13 protein-coding genes are annotated in these 15,331 nt (G+C 69.4%); 9 read left to right on the top strand and 4 right to left on the bottom strand.

What is annotated here, in order from left to right:
• Window positions 1–744: 744 nt before the first annotated feature.
• Window positions 745–1,512, bottom strand: coding sequence for an FprA family A-type flavoprotein (locus HUJ28_00305; protein MBD3617905.1), 768 nt, complete (start codon window positions 1,510–1,512; stop codon window positions 745–747).
• A gap of 140 nt (window positions 1,513–1,652) precedes the next feature.
• Here HUJ28_00305 and HUJ28_00300 point away from each other — a divergent pair, with 140 nt between their 5' ends.
• The 8 genes from HUJ28_00300 to HUJ28_00265 all read left to right on the top strand — a co-directional run bounded on the left by HUJ28_00300 (window position 1,653) and on the right by HUJ28_00265 (window position 11,601).
• Window positions 1,653–2,063 carry a rhodanese-like domain-containing protein gene (locus HUJ28_00300; protein MBD3617904.1) on the top strand — a complete coding sequence of 137 codons (411 nt, stop codon included), beginning with the start codon at window positions 1,653–1,655 and terminating at the stop codon, window positions 2,061–2,063.
• Window positions 2,064–2,118: 55 nt separating this feature from the next.
• Window positions 2,119–2,514, top strand: a complete 396-nt coding sequence (locus HUJ28_00295) for a hypothetical protein (GenBank protein ID MBD3617903.1) — start codon at window positions 2,119–2,121, stop codon at window positions 2,512–2,514.
• 101 nt (window positions 2,515–2,615) lie between these two features.
• Window positions 2,616–3,911 carry a TolC family protein gene (locus HUJ28_00290; protein ID MBD3617902.1) on the top strand — a complete coding sequence of 432 codons (1,296 nt, stop codon included), beginning with the start codon at window positions 2,616–2,618 and terminating at the stop codon, window positions 3,909–3,911.
• A gap of 17 nt (window positions 3,912–3,928) precedes the next feature.
• A complete protein-coding gene (locus HUJ28_00285) occupies window positions 3,929–5,491 on the top strand; it encodes an efflux RND transporter periplasmic adaptor subunit (protein MBD3617901.1) in 1,563 nt (520 codons plus the stop codon).
• 11 nt (window positions 5,492–5,502) lie between these two features.
• Window positions 5,503–8,589, top strand: coding sequence for an efflux RND transporter permease subunit (locus tag HUJ28_00280; protein ID MBD3617900.1), 3,087 nt, complete (start codon window positions 5,503–5,505; stop codon window positions 8,587–8,589).
• Between the two features lie 117 nt (window positions 8,590–8,706).
• Entirely contained in the window at window positions 8,707–9,525 is an 819-nt protein-coding gene (locus HUJ28_00275; GenBank protein ID MBD3617899.1) for a GNAT family N-acetyltransferase, read from the top strand.
• 11 nt (window positions 9,526–9,536) lie between these two features.
• Entirely contained in the window at window positions 9,537–10,751 is a 1,215-nt protein-coding gene (locus HUJ28_00270; protein ID MBD3617898.1) for a glycosyltransferase family 1 protein, read from the top strand.
• Between the two features lie 55 nt (window positions 10,752–10,806).
• The gene (locus HUJ28_00265) at window positions 10,807–11,601 is read left to right on the top strand and encodes a 1-acyl-sn-glycerol-3-phosphate acyltransferase (GenBank protein ID MBD3617897.1); all 795 of its coding nucleotides are present in this window, start codon (window positions 10,807–10,809) and stop codon (window positions 11,599–11,601) included.
• 284 nt (window positions 11,602–11,885) lie between these two features.
• On the opposite strand, the gene HUJ28_00260 is transcribed toward HUJ28_00265, so the two are convergent.
• The 3 genes from HUJ28_00260 to HUJ28_00250 are packed head-to-tail and all read right to left on the bottom strand — an operon-like array spanning window position 11,886 to window position 13,973.
• Complete coding sequence (locus HUJ28_00260) at window positions 11,886–12,671, bottom strand: metal ABC transporter permease (protein MBD3617896.1); 786 nt, start codon at window positions 12,669–12,671, stop codon at window positions 11,886–11,888.
• Window positions 12,664–13,500 (bottom strand): zinc ABC transporter ATP-binding protein ZnuC, encoded by an 837-nt coding sequence (gene znuC / locus HUJ28_00255; GenBank protein ID MBD3617895.1) that lies wholly within the window; start codon window positions 13,498–13,500, stop codon window positions 12,664–12,666. Before znuC ends, HUJ28_00260 begins: the two co-directional genes overlap by 8 nt.
• Entirely contained in the window at window positions 13,500–13,973 is a 474-nt protein-coding gene (locus HUJ28_00250) for a transcriptional repressor (protein MBD3617894.1), read from the bottom strand. Before HUJ28_00250 ends, znuC begins: the two co-directional genes overlap by 1 nt.
• Window positions 13,974–14,041: 68 nt before the next feature.
• Here HUJ28_00250 and HUJ28_00245 point away from each other — a divergent pair, with 68 nt between their 5' ends.
• Window positions 14,042–14,962 (top strand): zinc ABC transporter substrate-binding protein, encoded by a 921-nt coding sequence (locus HUJ28_00245; protein ID MBD3617893.1) that lies wholly within the window; start codon window positions 14,042–14,044, stop codon window positions 14,960–14,962.
• The last annotated feature ends 369 nt before the right edge of the window (window positions 14,963–15,331 follow it).

The following is a 15,331-nucleotide window of genomic DNA, read 5'->3' as shown; positions in this document are numbered from 1 at the left end:
TGTAGTAGTCTAAGAGACCACCCCTAGCCCCCCCGCCCCCCCCCCTTCGCCATCCCCGCCGACGCCCCCGGCCTGCCCCCGGCACTCGCCGACAAGCAGGCGACCGGCGAGACACCGGTCGCCTATGTCTGCAAGGGCATGACCTGCAGCCCGCCGATCAGCGAGCGGGAGGCGTTCGAGAATGCGCTGAAAGAAACGACGGCACGCGCCTGATACGCCGCGCGGACTGAAAGGCGTTTTTTGCCACAAAGGGCACATAGATGGTCGCGAAGGGCTTCGCCCCTCAGGGCAATTAGCGGTGGAATTTCCAACTGGCACCTGAGAGGCAGGTCACCCCATTCCAACGGAATGGTGCCATGCCATGTCGAAGGGGTTTTGACCTTCTGGCCCCGTTATCTCGCCGAGCATCGCAGCGGAAGACGGACAGGCCCGAAGGATTGCGCGCAGGACGCGCGCAATTCCGCAGTCGGGCCAGGGACGGCCCGTCTGCGGAACCCCGTCTGGAGCGAGAAGCGCAGGATTAATCGGCTGGACTGCCGATTAACACAGCCGAAGGCTGCCGCGAAGCGGCGAGGCACACGGACGTGCCGAGTGAAACCCGAAGGGCGAGATAGTGGGGTGCCCTTATCTTTTGGTTACTTTTCTTTGGGCAAGCAAAGATAAAGTAACTCGCTTGCGGGACACACTGCCTGAAATACTGCATCAGCGTGACGCAAGCGAAATCATGAGGGCAGAAACGCTGGGCTACGGCACCCGGAAGTTTTCCTGCGTCAGCAGGTCGATCCCGCAATCCAGGTGGCCGATCCAGCCGAGGAACTGGTTGATCATCTCGCGGCCCTTGAAGGGGCGACCGTGCTGCGGGACGATCATGTCCACATCCATGTCCCAGACCATGTCGGCCCACAGGCGGCAGACCTTCTTCGAGCCCATGTAGCGCTTGTGGAAGGCGACCATGTAGGGCACGTGCTTCTCGAAGTCCTCCACCGGCCTGTCCGGCCCCTCCGGCACCATGGAGGCGCCCATGTCGCCCGAGAACAGGATCTTGCTCACCGGGTCATAGAAGTGGAAGTTGCCCACCGAGTGCAGAAAGTGCGCGGGGATGGCCTTGATCACCGTATCGCCGAAGGGGATGTCGCGCCCGGCATCGGGCAGCGCGATCAGGCGTTCGCCGAGCTTGTCACCCATGTAACCCGGGATGAGGTGCGGCAGGAAACGCGCCCAGAGCTTGGAGCAGACCACCGTGGCATTGCTGCGCTGAATCCAGCTGGCGATCGAGGCGATGATGTCCGGGTCCTGGTGCGAGGCGATGATGTACTCCAGGTCACGCAGCGACACGTGCTTGCTGATCTCGTTGGACAGCGCCGTGAAGGTGAGGTCGCCACCCGGGTCGATCAGGGCATCGTGCTCCCCATGTATAATGAGGAACTGGTTGGACTGCACGCCCTCGCCCTTCACCAGGTCGGTGAAGGCCAGGCAGGAATGGTGTCCGTCGTTATACAGTTCTATGGGCATGTTCGGTTTCCGTCTTTTAATCGTCAGGCGGGGCATGGGCCCCGGCGGCGAGGTCCAGCCTAACGAGTCACCCCGGCCATCTCCATGACGTCAGTCAATACGAGGGGCCACCGGGCAAATCACCCAGCCAGGAGCCTAGCATGAGCAAGACCCTCAGCGACTTCATCAGCGAGGCCCGCGCCCGCGTCACCGACATCCAGGCCGACGACCTGGAGGAACTGCGCGAGGAGACCGCCGAGCTGCTGCTGGTGGACGTGCGCGAGCCCTACGAATACGAGAAGGCCCACATCCCGGGCGCCATCCTGGTGCCGCGCGGCATGCTCGAGGGCGCGGCCGACCCCAACAACGCGCACCGCATCGAGGCCCTCTACACCGCCCGCGACAAGCCGGTGGTGATCTACTGCGAGACCGGCGCCCGCGCCGCCATGGCCGTGGATACCCTGCAGCAGATGGGCTTTGCCAACGTGAAGAACCTGGCCGGCGGCATCAAGATGTGGGAGGCCGAGGATCTCGACATCGAATCCGGGACCTACGACGGGCCGCTGCCCTAAGGCCTTACGGCAACCGGGGTTGAATCCCTCCACCATAACTGGGAATATCGGCAGCATGCAGCGGCTACGGCAATCACGGGCTCGACGTACGCTGGTGGCGTTCCTCGCCATCGGCGCGCTGCTGCTGTCGCAGTTCGCCCAGGTGCACTTCCACGTGCATCACATCGATACCCAGGCCGCCGTACATCAGCATAGCTTCGACCTGCACGCCGAGCTGCTGCTCGATCACGAGCACGATCATGCCGCCACCACCCAGCTCGACCTGCAGCAGGCGAACCTGGTGAAACAGCTGCTCGGCGCCCTGTCCGTGGGGCTTTTGTCCCTGCTGATCCTGCTCGCACTGCCAATGGGTGGCGGCGGCACACTCGTCACCCCTGCCGAACGCCGCTTCCCCTCCAGGCCCCACTACCGCTCCCCGCAGCTTCGCGCCCCACCCGCTCCGGCGCCCTGATTCGACCGTTCCCCGGTCGATTACCCCTATTGGTCAATCCTGACGCCCTGCACGCGGCGTCGCATTGATGAGGTGCGCCCGGCGCACCCGGAGCAGGACACATGACGACGACACATTGGCGATGGCCGCTAGCGGCCATCCTGCTGACGCTATCCGGTCTGCACGCAGCCCCCGGATTCGCCGGCCCCCTCACGCTGGAAGAAACCCTGTCGCTGGCGACCCGGACCTCGCCGGAACTCGCCGCGGCACAGGCCCGGATCGAGGCTGCCGACGGCGCGGCCGGGCAGGCCGGACGCTGGCCGAATCCCAAGCTCGGGGTCGGCGTCAGCGACGGCCTGGGCAAGGAACTGCAGACCGGCGGGACCGAGGTCACCGAGATCACGCTTGCCCAGACCCTGCCCATCGGTGGCCGCCTGGGGCATGCCGCCGAGGCGGCCCAGTCACGGCTCGAGGCGGCGCGGGCCCGGGCACAGGCCGAGCGCCTTGCCCTGGAATACGCCATCACCCGCCGCTACAGCGACGTGCAGCTCCAGCAGGCACGCATGGCGCTCGCCTCGCGCTGGCTGGCGGAGGCCGATGCCATCCAGCACATCGGCGAGCGCCGCGCCGCGGCCGGCGACCTGTCGAACCTCGAACGCCTGCGCCTGGAACTGGTACGTGAACAGGCGCACCAGCACCAGCAGACGGTGGAGAGCGAATACGAGGATGCCCTGGCCCGGCTGCGCCCCTACCTGCCTGCCGATGCGCGGCCCCGCCTCGAGGCCGTGGCGCCCCTCGACGCCCCGCCCGCCATCGCGCCGCTGACGCAGTGGCGCGAACGGCAGACGGGCCACCCCGGCCTGCGCGCCGCCGAGTTCGACCTGGCAGCCGCGCACACCGAGATCCGGGCCGCGCGCGCCGCACGCCTCGCCGACTGGGAGATCGCCTTCACCCAGGGCCGGGAGGCGATCGCCGGCCAGGAGGAGACCGTCTCCACCCTGAACCTCACCATCCCCCTGCCACTCTGGGACCGGCGGGGCGGCGACATCCGCCGCGCCACGGGCGAGGCCAGCGTGCGGCGCGCCGAACTCGAGCAGCGCCAGCGTGACCTCGGCGCCGAGCTGCAGACGGCCTATCAGCACCTCGGCCATGTGCGCCAACAGCTCGCGCACTTCGAACGCCGCGTCATGAGCCCTGCCGAACGCGTCTTCGACCTGACCCGCACCGGCTTCATCGCCGGCGAGGTCGACCTGCTCGCCCTCATCGACGCGACCCGGTCCTATCTCGATGCCAGCGAACGCCGGCTCGAACTGCTCCACGCCATGCACCTGGAACTGGCGGCCCTGCGCCATGCCGCGGGCCAGTCCCTGCTCGACACGACCGATGCACCGCTCGGCGCGGCACGGTCCCACGAATGATTTTCGAGGCGAACCCCATGCGAATCCTGATCCCCCTTCTGCTGGCCCTGCTGCTGGTCGCCGGCTGCGACGACACGCCCACCTCTGCCGGGGGCGACGACCATGCCCATGGCGACGACGCCCATGCCCATGACGATGCCGGCATGCACGTCGTCACCCACGTGGCCGACGGCTTTGAGCTGTTTGCCGAGTACCCCGGCCTGGTGGCCGGCCACGATGCCGAATTCATCGTGCACTTCACCCGCACCAGCGACTACCGCGCAGTGACCGGGGGCCGGGTGTCGGTGCTGCTCGGCCGTGGCGAACAGTACGCCGCCAGCGCCTCGGTCGAGGCACCGGTGCGCCCCGGCGTGTTCCTGCCGACACTCACGGCCCCCGCACCGGGTATGTACACCCTGACCCTCACGCTGCAGACGGCCGACGACCTGATCGTGCACGACCTGGGGCCGGTGGCGGTCCATGCCACGCACGAGGCCGCCGCGACGGCTGTCGGCACCGCGGAGACCGATGAGGGTATCGTCTTCCTCAAGGAGCAGCAGTGGCAGACCGACTTCCGGGTCGACCCCGTCGGCCCGCGGCTGCTGAAGGCATCGGTGCGCGCCCCCGCCACCCTGCGCGCGGATAGCGCGCGGGAGGCCCAGATCGTCGCTCCCGTCGACGGCTGGATCGCCGCGGCGGGCGGCGAACTCCAGTCGCCCGGACGTCAGGTGCGACAGGGCGACACCCTGCTGCGCATCGTGCCGCGTCTCGGCGAGGCGACCGACTACGCCACGCTGGAGGCCGAGGCCGCACGTGCCCGTGCCGCCTTCCGCTTCGCACGGGATGAACTGGCGCGTATCCGCGGCCTCTTCGAACAGGGGGTGATCGCCGAGCGCCGCCTGCAGGCGGCCCAGGCCGACTTCGAAGGCGCGCGTGCGGCGAACGATGCCGCCAGCCGGCGCCTGGCGCAGTACGGCAAGGTGTCGGGCGGGCAGACGGGCGGCGTGGTCCTCCCCTCGCCCATCAACGGCGAGGTGGCGCGCGTCCATGTCGGTGCCGGCAGCTATGTCAGCGCCGGCACGCCGCTGATGTACGTGGTCGACCGCCGTGAGCTCTGGCTGGAGGCCCAGGTGCCTGAGGCCGATGCCCTGACGCTCGACGCCCCCACCGGTGCGTGGTTCGAGACCGCTGCCGGGCCCGTGGCGGTGACCGCCGAGACCGGGGCGCGACTCGTGTCCTTTGGTGCGCGCATCGACCCGCGCACGCGCACCGTGCCCGTGATCTTCGCCTTCCCCTCCCCCGATCCGCGCCTGCGCATCGGCCAGTACGTCGAGGCACGGATCTACACGGGAGAACAGCGCGAGGCGCTGGCGATCCCCCGCACGGCGGTGATCGACGACACCGGCCGCGACGTGGTCTTCGTGCAGCGCGACGGCGAGCACTTCGAACGCCGGCTGGTCACGCTGGGCATCCGCGACGGCGACTGGGTGGAAGTGATCGCGGGCCTGAAACCCGGTGAGCGCATCGTCACGCGCGGCGCCTACCTCGTGCAGCTCGCCGCCTCGGTGCCCGCCGAGATCGGCCACGGCCACGCCCACTGAAGGAGACGACCATGATCGCTCAAGGCATACGCTGGTCGCTGGCCAACCGGCTCTTCGTCATCGTCGGCGCGCTGCTGCTCATGCTCTGGGGCGGCATCGAGGCCTCGCGCATGTCGGTGGACGTGTTCCCGGACCTCACCGCCCCCACCGTGACCATCCTCGCCGATACCCACGGCATGGCCCCGGAGGAGATGGAGAACCTCGTCACCCTGCCCATCGAGACCGCCATGAACGGGGCCGCCGGGGTGCGGCGCATCCGCTCCTCCACCACGGTAGGCGCGGCGGTGATCTGGGTGGAGTTCGACTGGGGTACCGACATCTACCGTGCCCGCCAGGTGGTGGCCGAACGTCTGCAGCTCGCCCGTACCTCGCTGCCCCTGGACATGCCGGCACCCACGCTCGCCCCCATCAGCTCCATCATGGGCGAGATCATGTACCTCTCGGTCAGCTCGGACCGGCACGACGCCATGGAGGTGAAGACCGCGGCCGACTGGGTGGTGCGCCGCCGCCTGCTGGCGGTGCCCGGCGTGGCCCAGGTCGTGCCCATCGGCGGGGACACGCGCCAGTTCCAGGTGCAGGTGTTCCCCGACCGGCTGGCCGCCTACGGCATCGCGCTCGACCAGGTCGCGCAGGCGCTCGGGCAGAGCAACGAGAACACCTCGGCCGGTTTCTACAGCGAGAATGGCCAGGAGTACCTGATCTACGGCCTCGGCCGCATCGAGCGTCTGTCCGACATCGGCGAGACGGTGGTCACGCGCATCGACGGCGTGCCGGTCACCATCGCCGACCTCGCCGAGGTGGACATCGGCCCGGCCTTCAAGCGCGGCACGGCCTCGGCCAACGGCAAGGATGCCGTGGTGCTGGCGGTGCAGAAACAGCCCAACGCCAACACGCTGGAGCTCACCGCGCGCCTGGATGAAACCGCGGCACAGCTCGAGGCCGCGCTGCCCGAGGGCATGCACATCGACACCACGCTGTTCCGCCAGGCGGACTTCATCGAGGTCGCCATCGAGAACGTCTCGGCGGCCCTGCGCGACGGCGCCCTGCTGGTGGTGGCGATCGTGTTCGTGTTCCTGTTCAGCACGCGGGCCACCTTCATCACGGTGCTCGCCATCCCGCTCTCGCTGGTCACGGCGGTGCTGGCGATGAAGGCCATGGGTGCCAACATCAACACCATGACCCTCGGCGGCATGGCCATCGCCGTGGGCGCGCTGGTGGACGATGCCATCATCGGCGTGGAGAACATCGTGCGCCGTCTGCGCCAGAACGCACAGCGACCGGAGCAGGCCCGCAAACCGGTGCTCAACGTGGTCTTCGACGCCACCCACGAGATCCAGGGCTCGATCGTGTTCGCCACGCTCATCATCATGCTGGTGTTCGTGCCGCTGTTCTTCCTCAGCGGCGTGGAGGGACGACTCCTCGCCCCGCTGGGCTTCGCCTACGTCGTCTCCCTCGCCGCCTCGCTGCTGGTGGCGGTCACCGTCACGCCGGTGCTGGCCTCACTGCTGCTCCCCAACTCGCCGGACGTGCACTCGCACGGCGAGACCCGCCTCGCGCGCTGGATCAAGACCCGCTACCGCCCCTGGCTGACCTGGGCGCTGGACCACTGGCGCACCGTGGCCGTCGGCGCCTTCTCGCTGTTCGTGGTCGCCATGGCCACGCTGGCCTTCGCCGGCCGCTCCTTCCTGCCGGAGTTCAACGAGGGCAGCCTGACCATCAGCGCGCAGACCCTGCCCGGCACCTCGCTGGAGCAGTCCACTGCACTGGGGCAGATGGTGGAAGACGCGCTGCTGGCGTTTCCGGAGGTCGTGGCCACGGCGCGGCGCACCGGGCGTGGCGAGCTGGCCGAACACACGCAGGACGTGAACAGCACCGAGGTCGAAGCCACGCTCGACCTGGACGGACGCGACAAGGAAGACTTCCTCGCCGCATTGCGCGAACGCCTGGCCGGCGTGCCCGGCATGAGCATCACCATCGGCCAGCCGATCTCGCACCGCATCGACCACATGCTCTCGGGCACGCGCGCCAATATCGCGGTGAAGATCTTCGGCGACGACCTGTACACGCTACGCAACCTCGCCCAGGCGGTGCGTGCGCAGATGGCCGAAGTGGACGGCGTGGTGGACCTCAACGTCGAACAGCAGGTGGACATCCCCATGCTCACCATCGACATCGACCGCCGCGCCATCGCGCGCCATGGCCTTAGCGTGACGGACGTGGCCACCGCCATCGAGACCGCCTTCTACGGCCGCAGCCTCACGCGGGTGCTCGAGGGCCAGGCGAGCTTCGATCTCATCCTGCGCTATCCGCCCGAGCAACTGGACAACCTCGATGCGGTGCGCGACACGCTCATCACCACCGCCGACGGGGCCCTGCTGCCGCTCAAGGCCCTGGCCGACATCCGGCGGGCCCGCGGCCCGAACACCATCTCGCGCGAGGACGTGCAGCGCAAGATCGTGGTCTCGGCGAACGTGGCCGGCCGCGATCTCGCGGGCGTGGTGGACGAGATCCGCGCCGCGGTGCAGGCCAGCGTGGTCTTCCCGGCCGGCTACCACGTCGAATACGGCGGCCAGTTCGAGAGCGCGGCCTCGGCCACGCGCACGCTGCTCATCGTCGGCGCCGGGGTCATCGTGGGCGTGTTCCTGCTGCTCTACACCGCCTTCCATTCGGTACGCGACGCGGCCCTGGTCATGCTCAACCTGCCGCTCGCGCTGATCGGCGGCGTGGTGGGGGTGTTCGTCTCCGGCGGCGTGCTGTCGGTGGCCTCCATCGTGGGCTTCATCACCCTGTTCGGCATCGCCACGCGCAACGGCGTGATGATGATCTCGCACATCCATCACCTCGCCGACATCGAGGCCGTGGACGATGCGCGCGAGGCCGTCCTGCGCGGGGCCATGGAGCGCGTGCTGCCGATCCTGATGACGGCGCTCTCGGCCGGCCTCGCCCTGGTGCCGCTCGCCCTGGCCGGCGGACTGCCCGGCAGCGAGATCCAGACGCCCATGGCCATCGTCATCCTGTTCGGCCTGCTCAGCTCCACGGCGCTCAACATGATCGTGGTGCCGGCCCTGTACCTGCGTTACGGCTCGCGGGCACGGTAGCGGATTGCCGCGCGCCACGCTGGCGCGCGGCCCCGTCACAAAAGCTTCAAGCCGGCGTCACGGGGCTTAAACAGCCCCTGCCTAGCATGGCCCCAGTCCAAACTCAGGAGTGGCGCCATGCATTCGGCCGTCGAGCACAACAACTTCATCGCACTGACATCCGCCGGCAGCGCCCCGCGCGAACCCGGTCTGGCCGTGGAACTGGCCGCCAGTGCCGAGGATGTACGCGACTTCCAGCGCCTGCGTTACGACATCTTCGCCGGCGAGATGGGCGCGCGCCTGGACAGCGAGGCACTGGGCCTGGATGTCGATCACTACGACAACTTCTGCCACCACCTGGTCGTGCGTGACCAGGCCACCGGCGCGATCGTCGGGGGTACGCGCATCCTCACCGACAGCCAGGCACGCCTGGCCGGCGGGTTTTATTCGGACAACGAGTTCGAGATGAGCGGCCTGCTGCCGCTGCCGGGTCGCGTGATGGAGATCGGTCGCACCTGCATCCACCCGGCGCACCGCGGCGGCGCGGCCATTGCCGTGCTCTGGTCGGGACTCGCGCGCTTCATGAGCATCAACGGCTTCGACTACCTGATGGGCTGCGCCAGCATCAGCATGGCCGACGACGGCCTCACCGTGGAGGCGCTGATGCAGCGCATGCGCGAGCATAACCTCGCCCCCGAACACCTGCGCGTGCAGCCGCGCCGTCCCGTGCCGCCCACCGGCGGGGCGATTCGCATGGGGGCCAGCATGCCCCCGCTGCTCAAGGCCTACCTGCGCCTGGGCTGTTATGTCTGCGGCGAGCCCTGCTGGGACCCGGAATTCAACGTCGCCGACGTCTTCGTGCTGCTCGACCGCGAGCGTCTCAACCAGCGCTATCATCGCCACTTCGTCGAGCGCGCCGCCGGCGGTGCCTGGGGCCGTCACACGCTCAACGCCTGACAGCCGCCCGCATGGACCAGGCGGCAACGGCGCGGCCGGACCAGGACGACACCTCCGTGACCGCGACGGGGGGCGCCCTGCGCGTCGCCCTGGTCACCGAGACCTATCCCCCCGAGATCAACGGCGTGGCCCATACCCTGAGCCATCTCGCGCAGGGCCTGGCCGAACGCGGTCACGCGGTGGAGGTGGTGCGGCCGCGCCAGGATGCGACCGACCGCGCGACCGACGACCCGGCAACCACCCACGGTATCGCCCAGCTCCTCACCGGCGGCCTGCCGGCGCCGGGCTACCCGGGCCTGCACCTCGGCCTGCCGGCCGGTCGCCGCCTCCGCCGACGCTGGCGGGCGCAGCGCCCGGACGTGGTCTACATCGCCACCGAGGGCCCGCTCGGCCACTCGGCGCTGGCCGCGGCCCGGCAGCTGCAGATCCCCGTGCTCAGCGGCTTTCATACCAACTTCGACGCCTATACCCGCTTTTACCGCATCGGCCTGCTCGAGCCGCTGGTGCTCGCCTGGCTGCGGCGTTTTCACAACCGCTGCCAGGGCACGCTCGCCCCGACCGCGGCCCTGGCGGCAAGACTCGAGGCGCGCGGCTTCCGGCACATGGGCGTGCTGGCGCGCGGCGTGGACACCACGCTCTTCGACCCCGCGCGCCGCGACCCCGGGCTGCGCGCGGCCTGGGGCCTGGCGCCCGGGGCACTGGCCGTGCTCTACGTCGGCCGGCTGGCGGCCGAGAAGAACATCGCCCTCACCATCGAGGCCTTCAAGGCCATCCGCCGCGTGCATCCGGACAGCCGCCTCGTGCTGGTCGGCGACGGCCCGCTGCGGGAGCGTCTTGCGCGGGAACTGCCGGAGGCGATCTTCTGCGGCCCGCGCCGCGGCGAGGACCTGGCCCGGCACTATGCCAGCGCCGACCTGTTCCTCTTCGCCTCCACCTCCGAGACCTATGGCAACGTGGTCATCGAGGCCATGGCCAGCGGGCTGCCGGTGCTGACCTACGACTACGCCGCCGGCCGCGAGCACATCCACCGGGGCGTGAACGGGCAGCTTGCCCCCTTCGACGACGCCTCGGCCTTCGTCGCCGCCGCCCGCGCCATGACCCGAGACCCACAGGCCCTGCAGGCCCTGGGCCGTCAGGCACGGATCACCGCCGAGCGCCTGGCCTGGGGACGCATCATCCAGCGCTTCGAACACGGCCTGCGGGCGGCCATCCAGCTCACACGTTGACGCGACCCGCCCGCCCGGTTGATCCTGTACTGCCGACACCGACTCCATGCCACGCATGCGCACATTACGCCGTCTGATCCGCCTTCCCCTGCTGGCCGTCTACGTGGTCTACGGGGCCATCCTCACCCTGCTGCTCGCCTGGCATCGCCGGGATGCCCCGCCCTCGGCCCGGTTCACCGCCATCGAGCGGCGCTGGTTCCGGGGCCTGCTGAAGATCCTCGGCGTGCGCCTGCACGTGACGGGCGAGCCCGCACGCGGCGGGGTGCTGTACGTGGCCAATCACATCTCCTGGCTGGACATCCCGGTGATCGGCGCGGTGCTGGAGACGGCCTTTCTCTCCAAGCAGGAGGTGCGCCGCTGGCCCGTGGTCGGCTGGCTGGCCGCCCGCGCCGGCACCCTGTTCATCCAGCGCGGGGGGAGCAATGCCGCCAATGCCGCCACCGAGGCCATGACCTGGCGGCTGGCCGGCAACCGCCCCGTGCTCATCTTCCCCGAGGGCACCACCAGCACCGGCGAGACCGTGCTGCGCTTCCACCCCCGCCTGTTCGGTGCCGCCACACTGGCCGAACGCCCCGTGCAGCCCGTCGCCCTGCGCTATCCGCACGTGGAACGCATCCACCCCACCGCCCCCTTCGTCGGCGACACCCACCTGATGCGCCACGTCTGGGACATGCTCGGCGAACCCGAGATCGAGGCCGAACTCGACTTTCTCCCCCCCATCCCGGCCGCCGGCATGGAACGCAAGGCACTGGCCGAACAGGCCCGTGAGGCGGTGAAGGCGGTCGTCGAAGGCCGGCCGGAACAGGATAAGGAACAGTCGCAAGTGGCAGGTCGCAAGTCGCCCGTCTGATCAGAGACCTCAGGCGTAGGGAGTGGGCTCGCTTCGGGCCTTGATGCCGGTTTGGCCACAGAGGACACAGAGGAAGAACACAGCCCGGTTTGCCTCTGTGTCCTCTGCCGCGCCTGGACTTTCACACCTCGCGCCTATCCCTCACGCCGCACGCCCCGCGGTAGGAGGCCAGCCCTCTGGCCGATGGGGTTGTGCAGCCGGCATGGCCGTTATCGCCGAGAGGGCTCGGCTCCTACGGTTGGCTTTTACCTCTCTGTGACCTCTGTGGCGCTTGGATTTTCCGCCTAACGCCGCGCCGGCACGGCATATACAGCGAGGAACAGCAGCGTCGCCGCCACCACGATGGAGGGGCCTGCCGGGGTGTCCCAGAGGAGCGAGGCCTGGATGCCGCCGGCCACCGAGAGCACGCCGATGACCGCGGCGATCAGGGCCATCTGCTCGGGTGTGCTCGCCAGGCGGCGCGCGGTGGCCGCCGGGATGATGAGCAGCGAGGTGATGAGCAGGATGCCGACGATCTTCATCGCCACGGCGATCACCAGCGCGATCATGAGCATGAAGAGCGTGCTCACCCAGCGCACCGGCACGCCCTCCACCCGCGCCAGGTCCTCGTGCACGGTGATGGCCAGCAGGGGCCGCCACAGGGCGACCATGGCCAGCAGGGTGAGCGCGCCGCCGATCCAGATCCACCACAGGTCGCTCACGGTGATGGCGAGGATGTCGCCGAACAGGTAGGCCATCAGGTCCACGCGCAGCCCCTCGATGAAGGCCAGCGCCACCAGGCCGATGGCCAGCGTACTGTGGGCGAGGATACCCAGCAGGGTGTCGCTGGCGAGCTGGCGCTGCTGCTGGAACAGCCCCAGCAGCAGGGCGATGCCCACACAGACCACGATGACCGCGAGATTCAGGCTCACGCCGAGCAGGAACCCCAGCGCCACGCCCAGCAGGGCGGAGTGCGACAGGGTGGAGCCGAAATAGGACATGCGGCGCCACACCACGAAGGCCCCGAGCGGTGCGCTGACCAGGGCCACGCCGATGCCTCCCAGCAGGGCGCGCAGGATGAAGTCATCCATGCCGATGCCCCCCGTCCCCACCGTTCTCGCCGGAGGGGCCGTGATGCGGGCAGCTGGCGCATTCCTGCCCCGGCGCCAGCGGCACCACCTCGCCATGCAGGTTGTGGTGGTGGTCGTGCTCGTGGGTATAGACGGCCAGGCCGCGCGCCTCCTCGCTGCCGAAGAGCTTCAGGTATTCGGGATGCTGGCTCACCGCCTCGGGGTGACCGGTGCAGCAGACGTGCTGGTTGAGGCAGACCACGGAGTCGGCCGCCTCCATCACCAGGTGCAGGTCGTGCGAGACCATCAGCACCGCGCAGCCGTGTCGGTCGCGCAGGCGGGCGATGAGCCGATAGAGCTCGGCCTGGCCGCTCACGTCCACCCCCTGGGCGGGCTCGTCCAGCACCAGCAGATCCGGCTCGCGCAACAGGGCGCGGGCCAGCAGCACGCGCTGCATCTCGCCGCCCGAGATGCCCTGCACGGGCTGGTCGATGAGCGCGGCGGCACCGACCTCCTCCAGCGCGGCGGCGATGCGGGCGCGGCCGAAGCGGCCGGCCAGGCCGAGGAAGCGACGCACGGTGAGCGGCAGGATCTCGTCGATCTGGATGCGCTGCGGCATGTAGCCGATGGTCAGCCCCGGCCGCACGAACACGCGCCCGCGGGTGGCCGTGCGCAGGCCCAGCAGGATCTTCAGCAGGGTGGTCTTGCCCGCACCGTTCGGCCCGATGACCGTGACGATCTCGCCCGGGGCGAGGGCGAGGGACACGTCATGCAGGATCACGCGACCACCGAGCGACACCTCGAGTCCGCTCACCTCGGCCAGCGGCCCGACTGCGGGGACGGCGCTCATCAATGGGCCTCCTGGCACAGCGGACAGGTACCGGCCACCTCGATGGGCTGACCCGGCACACGAAAGCCCACCGCCGCGGCGCGCGCCGCCACACTGGCCTTCAGCTGGGTCTCCTCCAGCTCCAGGGCGTTGCCGCACTCGGTGCAGACGAAGATCAGGGCAGGGTGCTCGTCACCCGGGTGGCTGCAGGCGACATAGGCATTGGCCATGGCGATGCGGTGCACCAGGCCCTGCTGCTGCAGGAACTCCAGCGCCCGGTAGACGGTAGGCGGCGCGCCCCGGTGGCCGGCCGCGCGCAACTGGTCCAGCAGTTCGTAGGCGCCCACCGGGCGACCGGAACGGATCACCAGCTCCAGCACCCGGCGGCGCAAGGGGGTGAGGCGTGCGCCGCTGGCCGCGCAGACGGACTCGGCACGGGCCAGGTGCGCCGCCACCAGGGCGGGCTTGAGGTACTTGATGCGCAGACCGGACATGGGCGCGCTCCCTGCAGGAAAACGAAATGTTATATTATAACGTTTTCGTTCCCCGCACAGGCCCGACCATGCCACGCACCGCCCTCGTCCGCTTCGCGCTGCTCACCGTCCTCGGGCTGCTGGCCCTGGCGCTCGCGCTGCCCGCCCGCGCCGGGGCCCCGCGCGTGGCCGCCACCATCAAGCCCCTGCACAGCCTGGCCGCCGCGGTCACCGAGGGCGTGAGTACGCCCCACCGCCTGCTGGCCGACGGCAGCTCGCCCCATGCCTACAGCCTGAAGCCCTCCGACATGCGGGCGCTGCACGCGGCAGACATCCTGCTGTGGGTCGGGCCGGAGCTCGAGACCTTCCTGCAGGGCCCCATCCGCAGCCTGCCGGGAACCACGCACGAGATCCGTGCACTGGCCCTGCCCGGCATGACGCTGCACCGGCTGCACGGCCAGCACACACACGACGACCACGGGCACGCCGGGCATGACGTCGATGCCCACCTCTGGCTGGACCCGGGCAATGCACGGGTCATCGTCGATGCCCTGGAGGCACGGCTGCGCGAACGCGACCCGGCGAACGCCGACCGCTATGCCGCCAACGCGGAACGGCTGCGCCAGCGCCTGGCCGCACTGGACCGGGAACTGACGTCGCGCCTCGCAGACCTGCAGGGCAGCTACGTGGTCTTCCACGACGCCTACCAGTACTTCGAGCGCCGCTACGGCCTCGCCCATGCCGCCGCGCTCACCATCGACCCGGGCCGCACCCCCGGCGCGCGCCGGGTGAGCGAGATCCGCGCCCTCATCCGCGACACCCATGCCCGCTGCGTCTTCGCCGAACCCCAGTTCCGCCCGGCCCTGGTCGACACCCTCATCCAGGACACGGAGGCCCGCGCCGCCGTACTCGACCCGCTGGGCACCGACATCGCGGACGGCCCCGACGCCTACGCGCAGCTGCTCCTCAACCTGGCAGCGGCCTTCGAGGATTGCCTTGGGGGGCCGTGAGGCGTTAACGGATAGGTGCCAGGCGTGGGTGGCGCTTCGGTTAGCCGTTATAGCCACAGAGGGCACAGAGAGGGAAGAGCCATACACGTAGGAGCCGAGCCCCCTCGGCGATAACGACCATGCCCGCTGCACAACCCCATCGGCCAGAGGGCTGGCCTCCTACCGGAGGATGGGGCGGGAGGCTCAAGTGTGAGGCATGGGTGGCGCTACGCGCCTTGAAGCTGTTTTAGCCACAGAGGACACAGAGGGGGAAGAGCCATACACGTAGGAGATTCTATGTCGTAAGACAAGGCTTTCGCGGCACATAGTCGGCCCCGTTTTTGAGGATGGCGAAGGCGATACGGGCGAGCTTGCGGGCGAGGATGGTGA

Source organism: Chromatiales bacterium, from assembly GCA_014762505.1.
Classification (GTDB): domain Bacteria; phylum Pseudomonadota; class Gammaproteobacteria; order SpSt-1174; family SpSt-1174; genus SpSt-1174.
This window is presented reverse-complemented; position numbering and strand designations above follow the sequence as displayed.

Excerpts from the sequence above, each read along its gene's own strand:
- HUJ28_00305 (MBD3617905.1), bottom strand. The coding sequence starts at position 1,512 with ATGCCCATAGAACTGTATAACGACGGACACCATTCCTGCCTGGCCTTC.
- HUJ28_00300 (MBD3617904.1), top strand. The coding sequence starts at position 1,653 with ATGAGCAAGACCCTCAGCGACTTCATCAGCGAGGCCCGCGCCCGCGTC.
- HUJ28_00295 (MBD3617903.1), top strand. The coding sequence starts at position 2,119 with ATGCAGCGGCTACGGCAATCACGGGCTCGACGTACGCTGGTGGCGTTC.
- HUJ28_00290 (MBD3617902.1), top strand. The coding sequence starts at position 2,616 with ATGACGACGACACATTGGCGATGGCCGCTAGCGGCCATCCTGCTGACG.
- HUJ28_00285 (MBD3617901.1), top strand. The coding sequence starts at position 3,929 with ATGCGAATCCTGATCCCCCTTCTGCTGGCCCTGCTGCTGGTCGCCGGC.
- HUJ28_00280 (MBD3617900.1), top strand. The coding sequence starts at position 5,503 with ATGATCGCTCAAGGCATACGCTGGTCGCTGGCCAACCGGCTCTTCGTC.
- HUJ28_00275 (MBD3617899.1), top strand. The coding sequence starts at position 8,707 with ATGCATTCGGCCGTCGAGCACAACAACTTCATCGCACTGACATCCGCC.
- HUJ28_00270 (MBD3617898.1), top strand. The coding sequence starts at position 9,537 with ATGGACCAGGCGGCAACGGCGCGGCCGGACCAGGACGACACCTCCGTG.
- HUJ28_00265 (MBD3617897.1), top strand. The coding sequence starts at position 10,807 with ATGCGCACATTACGCCGTCTGATCCGCCTTCCCCTGCTGGCCGTCTAC.
- HUJ28_00260 (MBD3617896.1), bottom strand. The coding sequence starts at position 12,671 with ATGGATGACTTCATCCTGCGCGCCCTGCTGGGAGGCATCGGCGTGGCC.
- znuC (MBD3617895.1), bottom strand. The coding sequence starts at position 13,500 with ATGAGCGCCGTCCCCGCAGTCGGGCCGCTGGCCGAGGTGAGCGGACTC.
- HUJ28_00250 (MBD3617894.1), bottom strand. The coding sequence starts at position 13,973 with ATGTCCGGTCTGCGCATCAAGTACCTCAAGCCCGCCCTGGTGGCGGCG.
- HUJ28_00245 (MBD3617893.1), top strand. The coding sequence starts at position 14,042 with ATGCCACGCACCGCCCTCGTCCGCTTCGCGCTGCTCACCGTCCTCGGG.